Annotated in this window: 17 protein-coding genes; 8 read left to right on the top strand and 9 right to left on the bottom strand. The window is 38.9% G+C overall.

The window, feature by feature from the left end:
- Positions 1-822: 822 nt before the first annotated feature.
- Positions 823-2820: an OmpA family protein gene (locus ACT29I_RS16150; RefSeq protein WP_430932754.1), complete on the bottom strand. Its 1998-nt coding sequence runs from the start codon at positions 2818-2820 to the stop codon at positions 823-825.
- 212 nt (positions 2821-3032) lie between these two features.
- Here ACT29I_RS16150 and ACT29I_RS16145 point away from each other — a divergent pair, with 212 nt between their 5' ends.
- Together ACT29I_RS16145 and ACT29I_RS16140 are read left to right on the top strand one after the other, a co-directional pair.
- The gene (locus ACT29I_RS16145) at positions 3033-3479 is read left to right on the top strand and encodes a nuclear transport factor 2 family protein (protein WP_430932755.1); all 447 of its coding nucleotides are present in this window, start codon (positions 3033-3035) and stop codon (positions 3477-3479) included.
- A gap of 74 nt (positions 3480-3553) precedes the next feature.
- Positions 3554-4084: a hypothetical protein gene (locus ACT29I_RS16140; RefSeq protein ID WP_444793929.1), complete on the top strand. Its 531-nt coding sequence runs from the start codon at positions 3554-3556 to the stop codon at positions 4082-4084.
- A 275-nt stretch (positions 4085-4359) separates the two neighbouring features.
- Here ACT29I_RS16140 and ACT29I_RS16135 read toward each other — a convergent pair whose 3' ends face one another.
- A complete protein-coding gene (locus ACT29I_RS16135) occupies positions 4360-4833 on the bottom strand; it encodes a superoxide dismutase [Ni] (protein WP_430932758.1) in 474 nt (157 codons plus the stop codon).
- Positions 4834-5010: 177 nt separating this feature from the next.
- Positions 5011-5604, bottom strand: a complete 594-nt coding sequence (gene msrA, locus ACT29I_RS16130) for a peptide-methionine (S)-S-oxide reductase MsrA (RefSeq protein ID WP_430932759.1) — start codon at positions 5602-5604, stop codon at positions 5011-5013.
- A gap of 216 nt (positions 5605-5820) precedes the next feature.
- Here msrA and ACT29I_RS16125 point away from each other — a divergent pair, with 216 nt between their 5' ends.
- Positions 5821-7104 (top strand): replication-associated recombination protein A, encoded by a 1284-nt coding sequence (locus ACT29I_RS16125; RefSeq protein WP_430932760.1) that lies wholly within the window; start codon positions 5821-5823, stop codon positions 7102-7104.
- Positions 7105-7140: 36 nt separating this feature from the next.
- Here the strand turns inward: ACT29I_RS16125 and ACT29I_RS16120 are convergent, their stop codons facing one another.
- The 3 genes from ACT29I_RS16120 to ACT29I_RS16110 all read right to left on the bottom strand — a co-directional run bounded on the left by ACT29I_RS16120 (position 7141) and on the right by ACT29I_RS16110 (position 10733).
- A complete protein-coding gene (locus ACT29I_RS16120) occupies positions 7141-8031 on the bottom strand; it encodes a dienelactone hydrolase family protein (protein ID WP_430932762.1) in 891 nt (296 codons plus the stop codon).
- Positions 8032-8095: 64 nt separating this feature from the next.
- Entirely contained in the window at positions 8096-9334 is a 1239-nt protein-coding gene (locus ACT29I_RS16115) for a hypothetical protein (protein ID WP_444793928.1), read from the bottom strand.
- Between the two features lie 73 nt (positions 9335-9407).
- A complete protein-coding gene (locus ACT29I_RS16110; protein WP_444793927.1) occupies positions 9408-10733 on the bottom strand; it encodes a DUF4270 family protein in 1326 nt (441 codons plus the stop codon).
- A gap of 353 nt (positions 10734-11086) precedes the next feature.
- On the opposite strand from ACT29I_RS16110, the gene ACT29I_RS16105 reads away from it, so the two are divergent.
- The 5 genes from ACT29I_RS16105 (at position 11087) to ACT29I_RS16085 (ending at position 15280) form a co-directional block, all read left to right on the top strand.
- Positions 11087-12118 carry a Kelch repeat-containing protein gene (locus ACT29I_RS16105; RefSeq protein WP_430932766.1) on the top strand — a complete coding sequence of 344 codons (1032 nt, stop codon included), beginning with the start codon at positions 11087-11089 and terminating at the stop codon, positions 12116-12118.
- Entirely contained in the window at positions 12093-12413 is a 321-nt protein-coding gene (locus ACT29I_RS16100) for a DUF4907 domain-containing protein (RefSeq protein ID WP_444793926.1), read from the top strand. Before ACT29I_RS16105 ends, ACT29I_RS16100 begins: the two co-directional genes overlap by 26 nt.
- Before the next feature lie 195 nt (positions 12414-12608).
- Complete coding sequence (locus ACT29I_RS16095) at positions 12609-13481, top strand: AraC family transcriptional regulator (protein ID WP_430932768.1); 873 nt, start codon at positions 12609-12611, stop codon at positions 13479-13481.
- Between the two features lie 347 nt (positions 13482-13828).
- Positions 13829-14542, top strand: a complete 714-nt coding sequence (locus ACT29I_RS16090) for a pirin family protein (RefSeq protein WP_430932769.1) — start codon at positions 13829-13831, stop codon at positions 14540-14542.
- A 168-nt stretch (positions 14543-14710) separates the two neighbouring features.
- Positions 14711-15280, top strand: a complete 570-nt coding sequence (locus ACT29I_RS16085; protein ID WP_430932770.1) for a YceI family protein — start codon at positions 14711-14713, stop codon at positions 15278-15280.
- Between the two features lie 65 nt (positions 15281-15345).
- On the opposite strand, the gene ACT29I_RS16080 is transcribed toward ACT29I_RS16085, so the two are convergent.
- The 3 genes from ACT29I_RS16080 to ACT29I_RS16070 all read right to left on the bottom strand — a co-directional run bounded on the left by ACT29I_RS16080 (position 15346) and on the right by ACT29I_RS16070 (position 21105).
- A complete protein-coding gene (locus ACT29I_RS16080) occupies positions 15346-16575 on the bottom strand; it encodes a Pycsar system effector family protein (RefSeq protein ID WP_430932771.1) in 1230 nt (409 codons plus the stop codon).
- A gap of 4 nt (positions 16576-16579) precedes the next feature.
- Positions 16580-18592, bottom strand: a complete 2013-nt coding sequence (ppk1, locus tag ACT29I_RS16075; RefSeq protein WP_430932772.1) for a polyphosphate kinase 1 — start codon at positions 18590-18592, stop codon at positions 16580-16582.
- A gap of 134 nt (positions 18593-18726) precedes the next feature.
- Positions 18727-21105: a GAF domain-containing protein gene (locus ACT29I_RS16070; protein ID WP_444793925.1), complete on the bottom strand. Its 2379-nt coding sequence runs from the start codon at positions 21103-21105 to the stop codon at positions 18727-18729.
- Positions 21106-21229: the final 124 nt, after the last annotated feature.

Genomic DNA, 21229 nt, shown 5'->3' with positions numbered 1-21229 from the left:
TACAGTTTTTATTTGAACCGAATCTAAAAAAGTAATGTGTTTTGTTTAAATATTGAAGGAATAATCAAACACTCTTGGTTATCATATAACATTTTGTTTAGGTTATTCGATACATAAACAAGCAATTGTAAAAATGGTTCTGAAATTCTGAAATATCTTTTGGATAGTATGCTTTTCTGTATCCTTAATAAGTTAAATTTCATCGTAAGGCAGGATTTGTTTGGTTTAAAACATTTATATTCATCCAATCGTTTTGTTTATTCCTTAACCACAGTATGTCGACAAAATTAGGGTCTTAAAAACCTTGATTTTTAAGACTATAAAAATACAAATGAACATCTTGTAGATGTACTGTTTGTTTTCGGAATATAATAATCGCGATTATTTATGCCATATCTTGGAATCCGCTAACCATGCTTTTTATCAATTTCGACGGCGCTAAAAAAAGTAAGCTTTCAAAAGATCAACTCAATATCATTTATCGAAAAGTACTTTTGGGAATTTATTTGCCCGCGATAACCTTTTTCCCAAAAAACTATTTCATCGGGAATCAAGTTACCCCTGCAAAAACCGATTCTCACAGCATCCTTATCAACCCTCCCCCCAGGTACCGACGACGGCCAGATAAAAACTACTCGTTTGCGGATATAAAAATAAGGCACGCTATAAGTCAATTTTACGTGCAGTAAGGCATACAACTAAAAATAAGATCCTACAAAAAACGAACAATCCTTAATTCATCTTCAGGAAGGAAGCCCATAAAATCTTCGATAGAATCAAATTTTATGGGCTGTATTTTATTCATGGAAATTGAGTATCGGACTATTCTACAATCTTCATTTCGGTCCTGCGGTTTTTAGCCCTACCCTGCTCGGTTTCGTTACTTTCTACGGGGTTGTTCATGCCTTCGCCTTTAAACGACAACCTACTTGTATCAACGCCGGCATCCACAAGGTATTGGTAAACCTGTTGCGCCCTTTGCATGCTCAACTTTTGGTTATAGGCCGCAGAGCCCACATTATCGGTATACCCCAATAATTGAAAATTTGTTTGAGCATTTTCCTTCAAGAACAACAACAACTTTTTTAGTTCCACTTCCGATTCAGGCTTCAGTTCATAGGAATCAGTCTCGAAGAAGATATTGTTGAGCACTATTTGTTCACCCACTTCCAACGGTTTTAGATATATATCGAGTATTTGGGGATCGTTGGCCGTGGCCGTCGAATCCATCCGAAAATTATCGGAATAAAACAGATAGCCCTTTTTAGAAACGTTTAAAGCATAGGATCCGTCAGCAGGCAAACAAACCAGGAACTCACCAGAAAACCCGTTAGACAATGCCTGCACCACCATTTTTCCGTTGCTAAGGTCCTTCAGTTCAAAAGATGCTTTCAGCTTTTCCCCGGTTCGGATATCGAACACCCGTCCCTTCACATACGACACTGACAACGGTCTGATTTCTTTAGGCATATCGAAACTATAAATATCCTTTCCACCAAAAGATTCGCCTAACCTGTCCGATGAAAAATAAGCTTTATCACCACTGGCTGTTACGATCAATCCCACTTCATCGCCCTCGGTATTTATGGGAACTCCCAAATTAATGGGATCTGAATCGATTTTATCATCTTTCATCCGGGACATAAACAAATCGGCCTTGCCCATGCCCGGCCAGCCTTCCGACGCAAAATACAGAGTCTTGTTATCGGGGTGGATAAAAGGAGATATCTCGTTTGAAGGGGTATTGACTTTATCGCCCAGGTTTTCCGGCTTTCCAAAGAATGGCGTACCGTCCGACTTTATGCCCAATAACGATGCCCGCCAAATATCATTGCCCCCCTTGCCTCCGGGCCGGCTGCTGGTATAATACAGGGTTTTACCGTCCGACGCAAACGAAGGTTGCGATTCCCAATACGGTGTATTCACAGGGGCACCTATATTTTTAGGCGAACTCCAGCCTGTTGCGGTTCTTTGGCTAAAATAAATATCGCAAGACCCTTTACTATCACTTCTTCCGCAGGCCGTGAAAAACATCCAGTTACCATCCGACGACAAGGTTTGGGCGCCTTCGTTACTCATGCTGTTTAAGGGTGCCGACAGCTGTGTCCTGTTACTCCATTCCCCTGATTCATCTTTTACCGACCTAAAGAAATCCTCATGATAACGATTGGCCATGGCATTTGCATAAGGCATTTTTGTAACCAGGGAATCGCGTTCCACCATGACCGTATATACCAATGTTTGCCCATCGGCCGTAATACTTGGCCAATACTCGTTATTTTTGCTGTTAACGGCAGGGCCCAAATTTTCAGCTTCAATGACCAACTGTTTTTCTATCGTTTTTTGTGCAAACCTAACCCTTGCCAACCAATCTTCTGCTTTCTTCTTCTGCTCATCATCCTTTGTTTTGGCAGAATACTTCTTAAACCAACCCTCGGCCTTTTCAAATTCTTTGATCTTAAAATTGGCTACTCCCAAATTATAATAACTAAAAATAAAAAAGGTAGAATCCAAGCCAACCACTTTCTCCAGGTAATCTATTTGTGATGAATAGTCTTTTTTTTCGAAACTCACCTCTGACAGTAACAGGTGAGCTTCGATAAACTGAGGGTCTTTATTTATAGCTTGGACCAAAGGCCTCTCTGCTAATTCATATTTATGCGATTTGTAAAAGGACAATCCCTTTTTGTAAAGTGTAGCTGCTTTTTTTGATTGGGTAGATAAATTCTGGGCATCTGCCATCAACGACAGGGTTAATACAGCTATTAATCCCAAAAACTTTATATATTTTGGTATAATTCGGTTTACTAGCGATTCCATATTATAGTTTGTTCAAGCAAAAATAAGACAAATGTGCAAATCAATTCAATAATCGAACATATTTATATTATCAACATATATTTCTCTAAGCCCCTTAATTTGTTTGCATCTTGTATCTTGACAAGTTCTCGTTTGTGTCGTAATTTTATAGCTTACAACAGGATTCACAAACAAAGCGCCTATTAAATCAAGAAACCTTATAAACATACGTAATGAATACAAAAGAGGTTATGAAATCACAGCAAAAAAAGGATGTGGCATTGGTATTAGATTCACTGCTATTGTCTCAGGAAAAAGGGGATTTCGCTCTTTTTTCAAGTTGTTTTGCAAACCAAGAAGATGTGGTTCACATTGGTACAGACCTGGATGAGTATTGGGAAAGCAGGTCCAATTTCATGAATCACATGAAGCATATGGTCGATAGGCGGAAAGGCCTAAAAATAATGTCGGACAACACCCGTATACAAATATCGGATATTGGTGATACTGCTTGGTATACGCAACTGATTGATACCAGTATCGAAACCAAAGGAGACCCATTCAGGCTGGAGGGATTCAGGCACAGCGGGGTAATGGTAAAGAATAATGGCGAATGGAAAATTGTACAATCGCATATATCGGTAGCCTTGGACCATCCTGGAGATGAACTGCCTGGGTGACCACCTTTATTCAACTATTTGATATAATTTTTTTTTGGGTCGGTAAATCATTATTACCGGCCTTTTTAAATGAAATGCACGTTTGGTTTATGGACCAGAAAGAAATAAGGGAGAAGGTACTCAATTGCAGGTCGAAACAGGACGCTCTGCTGCTTTCCTCCTTTATTGTTAAAAATCCGGTATTTATAGAGGAACTTTTCGTTTTAATGCGGAACTACAAAAACAAAAAATACTGGCTTGCGGCATGGGTACTGGATCATGTTTTTGAGGAAAGTCCTGAATTGCTCCTGCCATACATGGACCCAATGATCGAACTTTTCCAAACTACAAAATCAGGCAGCATCCAGAGAATTGTTGGCAAATTATTGTCGTTTAACGATATAACAGACAAAGTCGATGGTAGTTTTGTTAATATCTGCTTTGATATGCTTACTTCACAAACAATTCCGGTCGCAGTAAAGGTTCATGCGATGCAACTGGTATATAATATTTCAACAAAATTTCCGGAACTAAAGCCAGAACTGAAACTTGTTATCCAAGAACAAATTCCTAACAATACGGTTGCTTTTGCAGCCCGTGCAAAAAGACTGTTAAAAAAGCTTTAAAAATTCATTTTTCTTTAGTTTGTGTTTGCAAGGAAAGAAACTTTTCTTATGTCTTTTGTTAAGAAAACGTCAAATACAAAGCCAGCTCCTTGTTAGCTGAGTCTTTTGATTTTTTATGAAAATAAACAAGTGCACTAATCGAAGATGACTGATTCTAAAATGAGCGTATCATACCCAATACCTTCTGTCGCTTACAAAACGAAAATGCCGATTAAGAATAATTCGTCTTAACCGGCATTTATGTTGTCATAATTGATCGACTTAATTTACAATCGCTAATGTCCACCAAAATAAGCATGCTCAAAATCATGGAGCGTTTCCCGAAGCAATTTGATATACTTTAAATCGGTTCCTTGTTTGGCCTTCATGGCATATACCTGTATTTTGTGCATTAGCGTTAGCTGCTTGATATATTTGGCATAAGCCTCCGTTTCTGAGGGATCTTTCACCTTGATTCGTTGATGCATAAAATACTGGCTGGCAATGTCCTGAATTTTAGTGGCGTGCTCCTCTTTGTTAACCACCCAACGTACCATCTGATTGTAATCTTTCTCATCCTCTTCTGATAACTTAACAATCTGATTGATAGATTTTTCAATGGTTTCTATATGCTCATACAAAAGTGCAACACGGGTAGAATCCCCATAAATTCCGCAAGGTATTTCGCAGTGCGCCTTAACCTTGTTTGAAACACTAACAAGTGCAATTGTCAAGATAAGTACGCTAAAAATTTTAGTAGTCGATTTCATTTTTTTGTCTTTATAAATTAACAATTAGAAAACCAGAGATAACAATTTTTGTTCATAGATGAATGATGGGATTTTTATAGTCAGGGAGGCTATCCAATCAATTGAAAGACTGCTAAAGCCATGCTTCGTATGACCATATTGCTCTCATATTATGTAAGTTCCAGGATATATATCAGATTATTTCTTCAACTGATCCTTAAACAACTTTTGAAATTTTTCCACCTTGGGACCAACCACCATTCGGCAATAACCCTGATTGGGATTGTTGGCAAAGTATTCCTGATGATAATCCTCGGCCTGGTAAAACTTAGTAAAAGCGGTTACTTCTGTTACAATGGGGTCATCATACAATTTTTGTGCGTTAACCACTTTTATCTGCTCCTCGGCTATTCGCTTTTGTTCCTGGTTATGGTAAAAGATGGCAGATCGGTATTGTGTGCCCACGTCGGCTCCTTGTCGGTTTAGGGTCGTGGGGTCGTGGACGGACCAAAACACGGTCAGTAATTCGCCAAAGGATATTACATCGGCGTCATAGGTTATTTGGCAAACCTCGGCATGCCCTGTGCTACCGGTGCACACCTCCTTATAAGTAGGACTTGCCTCGTGTCCCCCGGAATATCCGGATTCCACGGAGATAACGCCTTCCAATTGGTCGTAAATAGCTTCCACACACCAAAAACAGCCCGCTCCCAGCGTGGCCTTTTCTTTATTTTTTGCTTCTGAACTCATAAATAAAAATAATACTATCGAAATTAAAAATAGTCCCTTCATTTCCCTCTTCTTTAATAAGCCTACCATGCACATAAAGGAGTACAATAATAAGCTTTCATTGTTAAAGATGAAACAATATTTATCCAGAAGGGTTCACCGTCCACTAATTACACTCAATTATTACAAAACTCATCGGATGAATATAAAACTTATAATAACATTACACAGGGTAAATCCGTTGACAAATATTAAATTTGTTGCATTAAAAACAAAAATATGAGTAACGGATATCCTCCCTTGGCAGAACGCCAACGCCCAACATCTTTGGATCAATATATAGGACAGAAGCACCTTGTTGGCAAGGATGCTGTTTTGCGCAAGATGATTGACTCGGGTGTGATATCGTCCATTATTTTGTGGGGACCTCCGGGGGTAGGAAAAACCACCTTGGCAAAAATTATCTCGCAACAACTCAACCGCCCCTTCTATAACCTCTCAGCTATTAACTCCGGTGTAAAGGATGTTAGGGAGGTGATTGAAAAAGCAAAGAAAAGCAAGTTTTTCAATAGCCCCAATCCTATTCTGTTTATCGACGAGATTCATCGTTTTAGCAAATCGCAGCAGGACTCACTTTTAGGAGCTGTGGAACAAGGAATCGTTACTTTGATTGGAGCTACTACCGAAAACCCTTCTTTTGAAGTGATATCTCCCCTCCTATCTCGAAGTCAGGTGTATGTGCTTAAATCATTGGAGGTTGAAGATTTACGGGAATTGGTAAAAAAAGCCCTGAACACGGATGAACTCCTGAAAAATAAAGAAGTCGACATTAAAGAGGAAGAGGCACTGTTCCGTTTTTCCGGGGGTGATGCGCGTAAACTGCTTAATATTATAGAGTTGGTTGTGAATGCCAATGACGGCGACAAGATTGAAGTCACCAATGAGAGCGTCACCAAGTGCCTGCAATCGAACCCGGCTGCCTACGATAAAAACGGAGAGATTCATTATGATATCATCTCGGCCTTTATCAAGTCTATCCGAGGCAGCGATCCGGATGCTGCAGTGTACTGGCTGGCTCGCATGGTGGAGGGTGGTGAAGATCCCAAATTTATTGCCCGTAGATTGGTTATTTCAGCGGCGGAAGACATCGGTATGGCCAATCCCAATGCCTTATTGTTGGCTAACCAATGCTTTGAAGCTATCAAGATGGTGGGGTGGCCGGAAGGAAGGATAATTCTGTCCCAAACCACTATTTATCTGGCAACAAGCCCTAAGAGTAATGCATCTTACCTGGCTATTAAAAAAGCACAGGAATTGGTTAGAAGAACCGGTAACTTGCCGGTACCCTTGCATTTACGCAATGCGCCAACCAAATTGATGAAGGACCTGGGCTACGGTAAGGAATACAAATATTCGCACGACTATCCGGAAAATTTTGTAGAACAGGATTTTATGCCCGATGAAATTAAGAATGCCAGGTTGTACCAACCCCAAAACAATGCGCAAGAGAATAAAATTTTGGAAAGGTTAAAAAGGTTGTGGAAAGGAAAATATAACAATTAGCCGAATATTATTAGCTAATTGCTATAAGTTATTGAATTATTTTAGCTTTTCCTTAAAAAAAGCAACGGTTCTGCTCCAGGCAAGTTGAGCAGCTTTTTTATCGTAACGTGGTGTGGTATCATTATGGAAACCGTGGTTTACATTGGGATAAATATAAGCTGTATATTCTTTGCCATGTTTTTTAAGCGCTTCTTCATAGGCCGGCCACCCTTCGTTCACCCTATTGTCGAGACTGGCAAAATGAAGCAATAAGGGCGCTTTTATTTGAGGCACCAATTTTGTATCCGGCTGACCGCCATAAAACGGCACGGCCGCAGACAAACCAGGAACTTTAACCGCCATCATATTCGAAATCCATCCACCAAAACAAAATCCGACAACCCCTACTTTTCCGTTACAGTCCTTATGCGCTCTCAAATATTCATACGCAGCGATAAAATCCTCCAACATTTCGTTGCGGTCCCGTTTGCGCTGCATCGTTCTGCCATCGTCATCATTTCCCGGATAACCTCCCAATGGAGAAAGCGCATCAGGTGCAAGCGAAATAAATCCGGCGAGGGCGGCTCTTCTTCCTACATCCTCTATGTGCGGGTTAAGCCCCCTGTTTTCGTGCACCACAATAATGCCCGGCAATTTTATTTTGGGGCTGGAAGGCTTGGACAATAACCCCTTTATCTGTCCACCGCCTAAAGTCGATTCATAGCTTATAGTTTTTGAATCTAATCTGGCATCATCAGGTTTTATTTGAATGGCCTTAACATAGTTGGGCATTATAAAACTGAGCAGCGCAGATACGGTCACACCACCTACCGCATAAACAGCCAGTTTTTCAACAAACTGCCTTCTATCTAATTTATTATGGGCATAGGCATCGTATAAGTCAAACACCTCCTGTTTAACATCTTCTTTTTTAATTTTTCGCATCATCTCAAGGTTTGTTGTTTAACCTTTAATAACACTAATTTGTTCAGGATGAATTTTATTCTAAAGCTTACTCAAACTGTCTTTTCCGGAACCAGCCTTCCAGCATCGACATACTGACACTAATTCCATAATAATTTTCGGTGATAAGCGTATTATTGGCGGTACCTCTTTGCCCATAATTGATGCTCATATTTAAATATGAATTTTTAGAACGCATCGGAATTCCGATACCTGCGGTAATCCCTCTGTCCAGAATAGTTTTCCCTTTAACTTCTATATAGGAATCTTCGTAATACCCCCCTAACCGCCAGGTGTATGGGTTTGCCCTTCTGCTTTTCCGTCTTTGGTACTCCAAACCGCCACTGAACCGATGACTATCCTTATAATTTGCCAGCGAATTGCCATAATCTATATTGGCCCAATTCTGAAACCGATAATCTACGGCAACCTGTATACCGTGATGATTCATCCATCCCAGTCCACCTCCGTAGGTAGCGGGTATTTTAAAACTTTCCCGATCTAAATCTTCGTAGATACCTGCTCCACTGGTGCTGGAAGTCACTACCTCGCGGCTGGTTTTAAAGTTTGCCTCGGGACTGTATGTGGCGCCAACAAACACATTGCTTTTCGCCAAAGGAATTTTGTACTGAAAACCTGCTTCTAGGTATATCTGCTGTAAGAAATCGGCATATTCTATATCCAATTCACCTCCAATAACGCTTGAGTAATAGTTTTCCTGCTTTGTCAGTTTCCCGAAAATATAGGACAACTCCAATCCCAGCGAAAGGTTTTTTCCCAACGTCAACGAATTACTCATGGCCAGTTTGTTCAGCCCCCCGGATCCTTCGTAGCTTTTCGATATTTGCATTGTGGTACCCTCAATGTAATCAGTCGATAAAATATTGTAGCCCACCGATGAATACTGTGAAATATTAAATGAAGTCACCCATCGCTTACCTGACCTAAAAGCCAGGTTAATATTGTTTAATCCGCCCGAGAGTCCGTTGCCCGACTCTGTGTCATGCTCATAGTTGGTGTAACTCGACCGTATTCCGAAATCAATCAGCATCTGCTCAGATTTTATGCTGCTTAGCGAAGCCGGATTTAATGAATTAACCGAATATTGCGATGGCAAAGCAATGCCTGCACCACCCATGCCCTGATATTTAACCGTGGCAGCGCTTTCTATTCTGCCAACCCCAAAGTTTGTGTAGGCTGAAGGGGCTCCATTTTGGGCTGCAATCGTTTCTGTGAATAACAGAACTATGATAACTATTGTAAATAAGTGTATTATGCTTTGTTTCATGCGTTGAATATTTATTAAAACCCTTTAAACCAATTAGCTTGTACAATTAATTGCTTGCTACGTTAATCCAGGTTTAATAGTAATAGGTATAGATGTTTAATTTAGGCTCATAGTCCTTGTTCTTTTCGCCTCCCAATAAAACGGTAGTAAACGTTTCCCGCTCATAATCCGTTGGCAACCCAACCAAAATACATTGATCGGAATATTCAGAATTAAACTCCCCGGTTAATAAATTTTTGATGATATAGTCGGTAATATCAGCACTGTAGTACGGATTACTTTCATAATTGTCGACAGCATCATTGATTACCAAATTAACAGTATTACCTGAATTATCGGTATAATACGAAACCAGACTGTTTATTCGGTTAGATTCGTACAGCATAAGTTCTGAAGGCAAATCATTAATATCCTCTGCTTTATCCGTTGGCATCAAAACCAGTTCCACTTTTATAATCTGGTCGAGCTCAACAAGTTGTAAAATATTATTCAAACCGGGAAACCTTATCTTGGTCATCAGGCCTGAACTTCCCTGTACCAGTGTTTCATCATTTGTTTCTGTGGATCTTATATGTTCCTTTTGCTGTACCAATGGCGCAAACCGTGTTTCACTTCTATCCGCTTTCACTTTGTTAAACATATACGATGCATTGTCGATGCTAAAAGTTGCTTCCAGCTCCTCTTTCTCAAGATCCGTTCTATGGTAATACATTTTCAAACACAGTGAGGTATCGCTATACGCAAAACCGAGGGCCGTCCCGTTTTCTGGGTTGCCTTGAAGCACCAATCCATAAAAATAATCCTGGAAATCATCAGCTGTCAGAATTTCATCGGCATCTTCAATAAATAAATCGAATATCTTCTGTCCAAAAGCGTCGTTTAACCGTTGTTCCATCTCCTTACCCTTATATGGGTGTGGTAAAAATTCTATTTGTCCCAGGCTTTCCTCTTTAACATCCACCTCAGTAATATTATAGAAAGTTGTTTGGTCCAAATCATCCCAATTGGTGGCCAATTCCATGACATTCATATTAAAAACATCAGTTGTATCACCTAAGTAATAATTGTTGTAATACATGCAAATAGTAAGCGAATCGAAAACATCATCATCATCAAAGTTACTTGTGCTAGGTATTCCTAACCTAAATACCGGTTCTGAAATTATTTCACCAAATGTTTCATCTGTATAATCTCCCACCAATACAGACGACCTCCCCGATGTTTGGATAGAATCAATGACAACAGTGCTTAGTTCTAAAGAAAATGTGTCAATAAGCATGATACCCGATTCATCGTTGATGTATTCTTGTCCCATCTTAAGTTCATCGACACTCATGTCGTCGCATGAGTAGAGCACTAATCCAACAGTTATTGTTAATAGCAATAATATTTTATACATTTCAATTAATTTTAAAATGCAAAAAAAAGGATACTCAACTTAAAACACGAACAAGTAAGGCTAACTGGACTTATTTATCGACGAAATAGGCGATTTTATCGTTTATTTATTTTTTTGCTAAAATAGTTTTATAATAGCCAATCCCGTTTGCCATAGTTAATCTGCATCTTACACTACCAGTGCCTAACTGGTTTCCAGTAAAAAATCCTGTTAAGCGCCAATTCGTAGAAGAAAAGGCAATATTCGTCGATAAAATCCCATCTAGTGTCTAAGCTATGCCACATCGTGCAACACGGTAACGTATGTTTGCAGGGTTATTAATTATCAAAAACAATAAACAATTACTAAAGAAGATGATTAAACATTCACTATTTATACTATCGGCTATTTTTATCACTAGTATTTCATTTGTGAGCTGTAGCAACGACGATGACGATTATTTGGGTAACTGGGTCGAAATGGGAGACTTTGGCGGAGTGCCAAGAACGGAAGCTGTTTGCTTTACGATTGAGAATACAGCTTATATAGGCACGGGGTACTATACGGAGGAAGAAATTCGCTTAAAGGATTTTTGGTCCTACAATACCGATAATGGCTATTGGAAACAAATTGCAGAATTACCTGGCGTTGGCCGAAATGGAGCTATCGCATTTAGTTCGAGCACAAAAGGTTACGTAGGCACCGGTTATGATGGAGATGACAAACTAAAAGATTTCTACGAATATAACCCAACCACCAATACCTGGACACAGAAAAATGATTTTGGAGGTGATGCCCGATATGGAGCAACAGCATTTTATATCAATGGTAAAGGTCATGTGGGAACTGGTTATTGTGATATAGAGGTTAACTCTGAAGAAATTAGTGCTACCAATAAAGATTTTTGGAGTTATGATATTGAGGCAGACACTTGGCAAGAGATAGCCACTTTTAACGGTTCCAAACGAAGGGATGCCATGAGCTTTGTAATAAATGGAGAGGCTTATGTTTTAGGTGGCTATGATAACGAATACCTGGACGATATGTACAAATACAATTCCCAGGAAAATAACTGGACTGAACTAGGACATATCAGTGATTATGAAGATGATAGTTACGATGACGATTACACGATTGACAGATATAGTGGTGTTACTTTTGTTATGGACGGTAAAGCGTACGTAACTACAGGAATAAGAGGAGGTAACAACGTTGAAACATGGGAATATGAACCAAGTACAGACCGTTGGGAAGAAAAAACCGATTTTGAAGGTACTTCACGAAACGGAGCGGTTGCTTTTACAATTAACAACGAAGGGTATGTAGCCACTGGAGGAAATGGAAGCTACTCTTTTGACGACGTTTGGAAATTAAGCCCGGATGATGAATATGAAAGCAAGGATTAAATATGTTGCCATACTCATTGTTTTCACAAGCCTTGTTTCTTGCCAGTCCTCCAATCAAAAGGCGTATCTGGAAACATTCCATGAAAACGGGAATTGGGGCTACGAGATAAAGGTAAACAACAAGGTATACATTCATCAGGATTGTATACCGGCCATGGCAGGAAACAAACATTTTGCCAGCAAAAAAGAAGCAGAGCTGGTGGGTAAATTGGTACTGCGAAAAATAATGAATAAAGAAACGCCAGCTGTCAATACTGGGGAGTTACGACAGCTGGGGATTAAAGGTACTTCTTAACTGAAGTGTGGGATATGGTAAGGCCGGAGCGTATAAGATACGTTGCCGGCCTTTTTTTTGTGCGCTTTTTAAACTATTTTACAGCTTGTAACCAACATGGTCGGAACAAACAATTGGGCACAAAAGAACGTCCATGAAATTGGCACTGATTCTTAAGGTATTTATAGATACTAAACAGGTAAAAAAGTAAAGCGAATGCAAGATATTGTCACATACGGGCTCACCAATCCCGAAGGCGAACGGGTCGATTTTATCATCAAAGATACAGGGGCAATCTTCGACCAAAACAATGGGATCAGCGATTCGCCGCACAGACACGATTACTATACCATCATTGTCAATGAGAATGGCGGCGGGACACACATGATTGACTTTAAAGAGTTTGCAATATCCGATCTTTCCGTACACTTTGTTTATCCGGGTCAGGTACATAATGTTTTCAATCCCGAGAGGCCAACCGGTTGGGTCATGAACTTTACCAGGGAGTTTCTGCTAAAAAATCATATTATGCAAGAACTTATTAATCAGGTATACCTATATAATACGTTTGGTGATTCTCCTCCCCTTCAATTAAACCGCCATGAGTTTGACCGTTTTAAAAACATCATCCGGCAGTTTCAATTCTACAGCAATAATGATACACCCTATAAATATGAAGCCCTTGGAGCTGTTTTAAAGCTGTTTTTCATCCAGGTAAGCTCGTTGTGCTCTGTTCCAAAGGTAGAATCGGTTCATAGCAATGGAGTGAACAATTTATTCGTTAATTTTAAAAAATTGATCGAACAACATTATAAACAATGGCATAAAGTATCGGAATATGCGAAAGAACTATCCGTTAGCGGGGACTACCTGAATAAGTACGTAAAATCGCAGACCAATAAATCGGCTAAGGAATATATACAGGAAAAGATTATTGTAGAAGCCAAAAGAATGCTATTGTTCACCGAAGAAAGCAACAAAACGTTGGCATACCATTTAGGCTTTGAGGAGCCCGCACATTTCAGCAATTTCTTTAAAAAACTAACCAGCCAAACCCCTGGCACATTTAGATTAGAGAGTAGAAAATAGCCCTGGCATTCGATATTGAGAAAAACGTTAGAGACTAAATAATTGCGAGCGAAATATTCACCCTCGGATCAGCCACTGTTCTCAATTATATTCAATCATCCCACAGTATTGTTAGATTGTGGTAACCCTTTAAATTTTTACTATTAAGATCAAATATCTTTTAGAAGTTCGATCATTATTAAAAGAGTAAAATATCCATAAATCTGATTATTGCAATACCTCAACTAATTTTCGCAACCCCTCGCCTTAAAATTTGCTGTATGTTTGTATTAAACCCGGATGATATATTAGAGGTGTGTAACAGGATTCCTAATGCAATATGGCGGGTTAAACTAAAAAATTAAGCTATGAATACAGTACTGCACAGATCAGACGAGAGGGGGCATGCAAATCATGGTTGGTTAGATGCAAAGCATTCGTTTAGCTTTGCGAATTACTACGACCCTCAAAAGGTTCACTTTGGTGCTTTACGGGTATTAAATGATGACACCGTTGCGCCAGGTGCGGGATTCCCGGAACATCCGCACGATAATATGGAAATAATTACAATCCCTTTGTCAGGATCCATTGCCCACAAAGACAGTATGGGTAATGCATCAGTTATCCATGCAGGAGAAATCCAGGTGATGAGCGCAGGTTCAGGAATATTCCACAGTGAATTTAATAACAGTGAGGAGGAAGAGCTGAGGTTATTTCAAATTTGGTTGTTTCCACATACGAAAAATGTTAAACCCAGATATGATCAAATCAACCTGAAAAAACTAAAAAAGAAAAATGATTTTATTCAAGTCTTGAGCCCTAATAAAAATGACCAGGGCGTATGGATATATCAGGATGCCTGGTTTAACATGGGTGATTTTGATAAGGGGATAAAAGTGAACTATCAGATACATCAACCAAACAATGGCATATACCTTATGGTTATAGAAGGTAGTATCCAAATTGCAGGAGAAACACTTAACAAACGGGATGCCATCGGCATTACTGAAATACAAAAAATAGAATTGGAAACCCAAAGCAACAGTAGTTTGTTGTTAATAGAAATTCCAATGAACTATTAAGTTATAATAGATTGTTTGACAATAGTAGCCAAGGGGTCAGAAGCATGTAGAAGAGAGCCCTAAGTGATACGAAGTAAGACATGAGCGCATGGGTAAAAACACAAATGCCACCACCTTATATTTAACATCTGAAAATTAAAACAATAACAAATACAAAAACTAAGAATTATGAAAGCAATGAAATTATTATTTGCAGTTACGGCTTTATTAGTAGCCTCTTCAACTTTTGCGCAGACGTATCAGGTAGATGCCAGCAGAACCAGTATCAAATGGGAAGGAAAAAAAATAGGAGGCACCCATAACGGAGATATTAAACTGAAAGAGGGTTCATTTACCGTCCAAGGAAACCAAATTACTGCCGGAACTTTTTTGATAGACATGAGCACGATTACCAATGCGGATATTGAGAGCGACGAGTACAGAAAAAAACTCATTGGCCATTTAAAGTCGGATGATTTTTTTGGTGTAGAGAAATTTCCAACAGCCCAATTAAAAATAACTGGCAGTACTACCTTTAAAAATAACGTTGCCAAGGTAACAGGTGATTTGACCATTAAAGAAAACACTCACCCTATCGAATTTGAAGTTACCAAAAGTGGAAACAAATACACAACCACACTTATCGTGGACCGTGCCAAATACGATGTGAGATACGGTTCCAAATCATTCTTTGATAATTTAGGTGACAAAGTTATTTATGACGATTTTACATTAGATGTAAATTTAACGGTTAGATAATAAAATACTGACACGCGTAATTAAGAATAACCCGCCAGCTAAATAAACAATAGCTTGCGGGTTTATTATTGTTGATAGTTCATGATTCCGATTACAAAGAAAAGGATGGAAAATACCAGACCCGTGACAAAAACAATATAGCCCCACCTTAAATAGGCATATTTTTTATTAAGTACTTTTCCTAAAAAGTAAAGGTCACGACTCATGCTGTTGTACAAGTAATCCCTATCCTTCATTAATTCGCCTATACCCCATTCAAAATCCTCCAGTTCCATCCGGTGGAAGTTGCCAAAAAAAGTCAGGTTACCCCGTTTATGACTTATATCCTCTTTAGAAATGAATCCGTGCGTGGTACGCGGTATAGTTGAAATAATAGCAATAATAATGGTTACAATACTAAAAGCAACTAAAATTAGCGCTGGCCAAATTAAATACTCGTTATTGTCCAGCTTAGGAAAAAGTGTTGAAAGAACTATGGAAATAATAATACCGTTTACACTAATTAAGGTATTGGCTTTGTCATCGGCAATCCTGCTTAAATTCACATGATTTCTTAGGTTTACCCTGAACATTGTTTCGATACCCTTGTCTGGTTTTTCGGTTTTTCCGGCGACACCTCCAACTTTTTTCTTCTTTTTCTTATCCTTTTTCTTTGCTGTTTGTTCTATTAATTCTTCCTCTGAGTTTATTTCCATTTCCGATAGAGCTTTAAGTTTTTCTTTATTTTTTTCCTTTTGCGGGTTTAGGTTTTCCTGTGCAAACTTGGTGTAAAACGGGTGCTCTTCAAAAAACACAATACAATCGTTAATCCATTCTTGAGGCGTTTTTTTCTTAAAACTGTTAATTTCCTTATATAGTTTTATAAATGGGTTCCTAAAATAATCTTTTTTACCAATGTGTGCTATATCCGCATCTTTTATGGTCTTTTCCAAAAGATCTGTTGGTTTATAGCCAAGTTTGGTTGACATGATGATACGCTCAACAGTAAGAATATCAATATGGTTCATATTTTTTGATTTCAGAATTCTTCGGGCAAATGCGGCAGAATTTTTTTCATGCCCAACCACACCTTTACAAAAACAAACATCATGAAAAAGAGCGGCAATTTGCAACAGCTCCTTTTCTTTTTCTGATATTTCGGGTATGTTCTCAGCAAAAAATGTCACAACTTCAAGCACATTTAATGTATGTTCCAGGTTATGATGATACAATTTTCCGTTTTGGTTAGCTGTTATTTCGTCAGATGCAATCACTATGCATTCGTTAACCAATGTGCTGTAAGTCGTTTCTACCATTGTTTTATACTAATATCTTACATGTATTTTTAACTAAATCGAACATGATTTGTTGTGATGGCTTATCATTGTTACCCTCCACGTATGCGTTTTCACCATCTTGCGTAACATATCGCCCTTTCAAGGAATCGGATAGTTGACAGTTTATCTCATCAACCAGGAATTGTTGCGTTCGGTCGTCAAAGACTGGAAATGCTACCTCAATCCTGCCGGAAAGATTCCTTGTCATCCAATCGGCCGAAGCCAAATACGTTACGGGTGATCCACCATGGTTAAAATGATAGATTCTGGTATGTTCAAGAAATTGGTCAATTACACTAACGATTTTAATATTGTTTTGTTGCTTTTCTGTTAAAGGATAATAGCAACAAATCCCCCTGACCACCATATTAATAGTTACCCCTTCATCGGCAGCCTCTCTCAGTTTATCAATCATCTTAGGATCTTCGAGGCTGTTTAGCTTTATCAGCATTTCAGCCTTCTTACCTGATTTCGCCCAAACTATTTCTTCATCTATTAACTGGTAAACGCCTTTGCGCAAAACAAATGGAGCGACCAGCAAATGCTCAAATTCCGGTTTGTATTTCTCATTCTTTAAATAAGAAAATACTTCGTCCAGATCCTTGGTATACCTTTTATCCGTGGTCAGCAATCCATGGTCTCCATATATTCTGGCCGTTTTTTCGTTTAAATTACCGGTACCCAGGTAGGCATATGTTATCGTTGAATCTTTTTCTTTTCGTTTAATGGTAAATATCTTGGCATGAACTTTTAAATCTTTCACGCCATATTTAACTGTTGCCCCGGCTTTTTCCAGTCTTTCTCCCCAGTATATGTTTGACTCTTCATCAAAACGTGCCAACACTTCGGTTAATACGAACACTCGTTTGCCTTGTTGCGCCGCGATTTCTGCTGCCCTACAAATTTCAGAAGTCTTGTTTACACGATAAAGCGTGATGTTTATTTCTTCCACATCGCGGTCGTACGCTGCCGTGTGTAACACCCGTGAAACATACGAAAATTCCTGATATGGATAGCTCAAAAAAACATTCCCATTCCGAATCTCTTCAAAACAGTCCCTTGCTTGTTCTAGTTTCTCACAAGGTATCGTTTGATAATCCTCATTGTAAAGGTGCGGCTTGTTGGTGAAAAATGGGAATTTAAAGAAATCGTAATAATTGTGATACCTCCCTCCTGGCAACAGACCCGTCATATCCACATCGATCTTTTTTCTTAGATAGTCAATGTGCTTAAAAGGAATGTCTTCGTTAAACAGCAGGCGACTGGGAAGACCTGTTTCCCTTTTTTTAAGGCTCCGTTTTATTTTACGTACAATGTTGTCTTCCTGTTCTTCATCAATGTATAATTCGGCATCCCTGGATATCTTAACGGCATATACTTCAGTTTCGTCACACAGATATTTCGCCACATTATACCTGAAAATATCATCGAGTTGAATAATCCGTGTCTCGTTACCATCCCTAGAAATAGTGACAAACCTACCCCACCGATCGTAGTCCAGTTCTAAAATATACTTACCTTTTGTTGAAATGAAATACAGATATACGGTTTGGTGGGTCAAGTCTACACTTTTTTCATCTGTAATATTCTTCAGGGTAAAATTACCCTTTAGATGTTCATCATAGTATTCTGAAACCAGTTCCTTGTCCCTTGCTCCTAAATATTTGTGTAGAAAGTGGATCCCCTCTGCCGCCATAGCCGGGATAATTTCGGTATAAAACAACTGCCCCAAATACTCTTGCTGTTTACTAACAATACTATTAATTTGCTGAAGCACATAAGAAGGGCGAAAGCCAAACTTGTTTTTTTTATCCCCTTTGTATTTTTGTTCAAATCTGTGTCCCGCCACCCTCACTTTATAAAACTCCTCAAGGTTTGAGGAATAAATGGCCACAAATTTTAACCTTTCCATTAAAGGCACGTTTTTGTTTTCCACTTCCTGAAGGATACGGGCATTAAAAGATAACCAACTCAGGTCACGGTCGATATATTTCATATTAAGTTTCGTTGTTCAATAGTGAATTAAGCAATTTTTTTACAGAATCCAAAGCCTCCCATTCTCCAATTTCAATAAACGCGTGTACTATTTTTCAACAGCATTGATTGACCATAGTATCATGCACAACAAGGTTATTCCACAGCTTTTTCCAGTACTTTCTGGTCAATTTTACAGCTTTGCGCTGGATTAAAATTCACTTCTACCCTTAAAGCTCTTAGGCCTGATGCTCCTTTAAGGTCTTCAAGTTCCAATTCTTCAACTACGCCTTTCAGGTAACCTTGCGCCATCATATATTCTATATATCTCTTATATTCGGCGATTTCATCGGCATGCGAATATATAATAGCTATTTTTCCCACTTGAGTCAACCTTTCGTTGCTACCCTTAACCATAGCCTTATCGATACGTTTTTTGATTATCTCATATCGGATATTGTAGGCACCGGCCACGTCAAACTTTTTCTCGTCTTGCCTAAAGGCTATACTTAACGGGTTTGAATGTACCAATACCAGTTGTGTGATATCCAATTTGATTTTCAATTCAGGCTGTATTTCGCGTATACGCCTCGCTATCTTCACCTTAACCAACAACTGCCACAAACGGATATTCTTAAGATACATGTCGTTGTATGTAAGGTTTTTAACCAACGACTGGCCCAGGTAACCGTTATACTCGACACCGTCGGTACGGTATTTTTCGAAATAATGCGGAAACACATCCTGTGCTTTTTCCTGTTCCTTATCGATAATCTCGGTTACGTTGTCGTTGATCAGTGTTAAGCTGTCTTCAAAAGCCTTTCGTTTTTTGTAGAGAACACCCAGCTCCGGGTCGAGCATATTAAAATATTTGTCGATAGGCCCTGTCAATTCCGGATCACGTTCTTTGATTAGCAACAGGAATGGATCTATTTCATGTTTCAGAAACTCTACGATACTAACTTCATCGCCTGCTTTTAGTCCTTGCCGGATGGTTTTGAGATGGGTGCGTATTTTATAACTGATGTCACTCAGCAAAGGAATTTCGCGCACCTGTTTCTCTATTTGCAACACATCATATGCCCATTCCAGCTGTTCGCTCAAATCGGCCTGTATGGCATTGTTACGTTCAAGGGAGGATCCCCGGATATCCGAAGCACCAAATATGGGTACAATATCCGAAAACAGGATAGGATCAACACTTGTATTCCCGTCGGTACTGTTTAATATTTTCGAGGCTGCTTCCCTAAAACGCCATTCGACCGTTGGATGAATGGCCGTAAACTCTTCCTGTATAAAAGCCCGTACCTTATCGTCCCATTCTTCTTGCGAACGCTGAATAGCCAGCGCAAAAACAGGAAACAGATCATACAGCATTTTTAACTGTATCATGCTTAAAGCACCTGGCAAGGCACAACCAAACTCCAGCATTCCCACCACTTTTTTTTCTATAACCAAGGGAACTACTGCGTAACTGCTAATTCCGTTATCCAATAAAGTTTTTGTGAGCCTGGTCTGCTTAACCTCTTTGAGGTCACTGGTTAGAATAATTCTGCGTTCGATATAGGCTTGTTCATACATCGATCCCTCATAATCCTTGTGCTTAAAGTCATCATGAGGGATAATAGGCTTCCACAGAAAATTTTTATGCTCCTCGTGATTATTGGTTTCCGACATAGACGCCAATCCGAACCTGACCAACGGATTGTCCATTAACGATCGGATTTTTTCCTGTATACGGTGGTATCCATCATAAGAAAGAATGGTATTTTTGTTCAGCAGATCCGATTTGAGTTCCGAAATTACATGTTCACGCGTGATATTATTGTATTTGAAGCGCATAAATCCCGTAATCTCAAAATTATCCAAAGGTATCACCTGGTTCCAATAATCCAAATCATGGTCTCTGTCAAAAAGAGCCATAATTTCCGAGTGCTTCAACTTTTTGAGTTTGCCAATCGGTTTTACATTCATGTAACTTATGTCCATGTTTTTGTTGTAGTATTTAACCGATTCGTTTTGGTGGTCTAACAGCTTAAAAGTAAACGGAATGTCAATCGGCAGTTTAAAGTTGTATACCTTATCCAGTATGATAAAATAGGCCTGATAAATAAAAGAGACCAGGTCTTTGTCTTCAACTTCTTTACCGATGATTTCGATTTTTTTATTCCCCCCGCCAATGGTATCCTTATATTTTTGGGAACTGTAAAACGGCTTTTTTTCGAATGGTATAAAAGCTGCCGTTATTTCCTCGTTACAATTCAGCGGGTTAAAAACAAACATCATCAACTGCTTAACCAAACCTTCGTGTTTGTCGAGGATGGTTAAATCTGTAATCTTTTTTTTCAATTCCGGTACGTCCTCCAGCTTTTCGAGCATTCTGAAGGCAGATTCACTTAGTAAAAATTCTTTATGTCTGCTGATTTTTTCTATTTCCTGAATAAGATATTCAAAACTCAGAGATTTTTCGAAAGGCAGCGAACAGAAATTACAATTCACCACTTTGTTTATATTTGCTTCTCCATTTTTATCCATTTCCTACAATTTCAATACAATTTTAAATAATACAACCACAACTAGCCATCAATTTTATGACAAACCATAATAATTGCTTATTGAAATGTTATTGCACGTGTATTAACTAACAGTATTGAATACT

The sequence above is a fragment of the Saccharicrinis sp. GN24d3 genome (assembly GCF_052400645.1).
Lineage (GTDB): Bacteria > Bacteroidota > Bacteroidia > Bacteroidales > Marinilabiliaceae > Saccharicrinis.
Note: the sequence above shows the minus strand (reverse complement) of the source record. Positions and strands in the feature narration are given on the sequence as shown.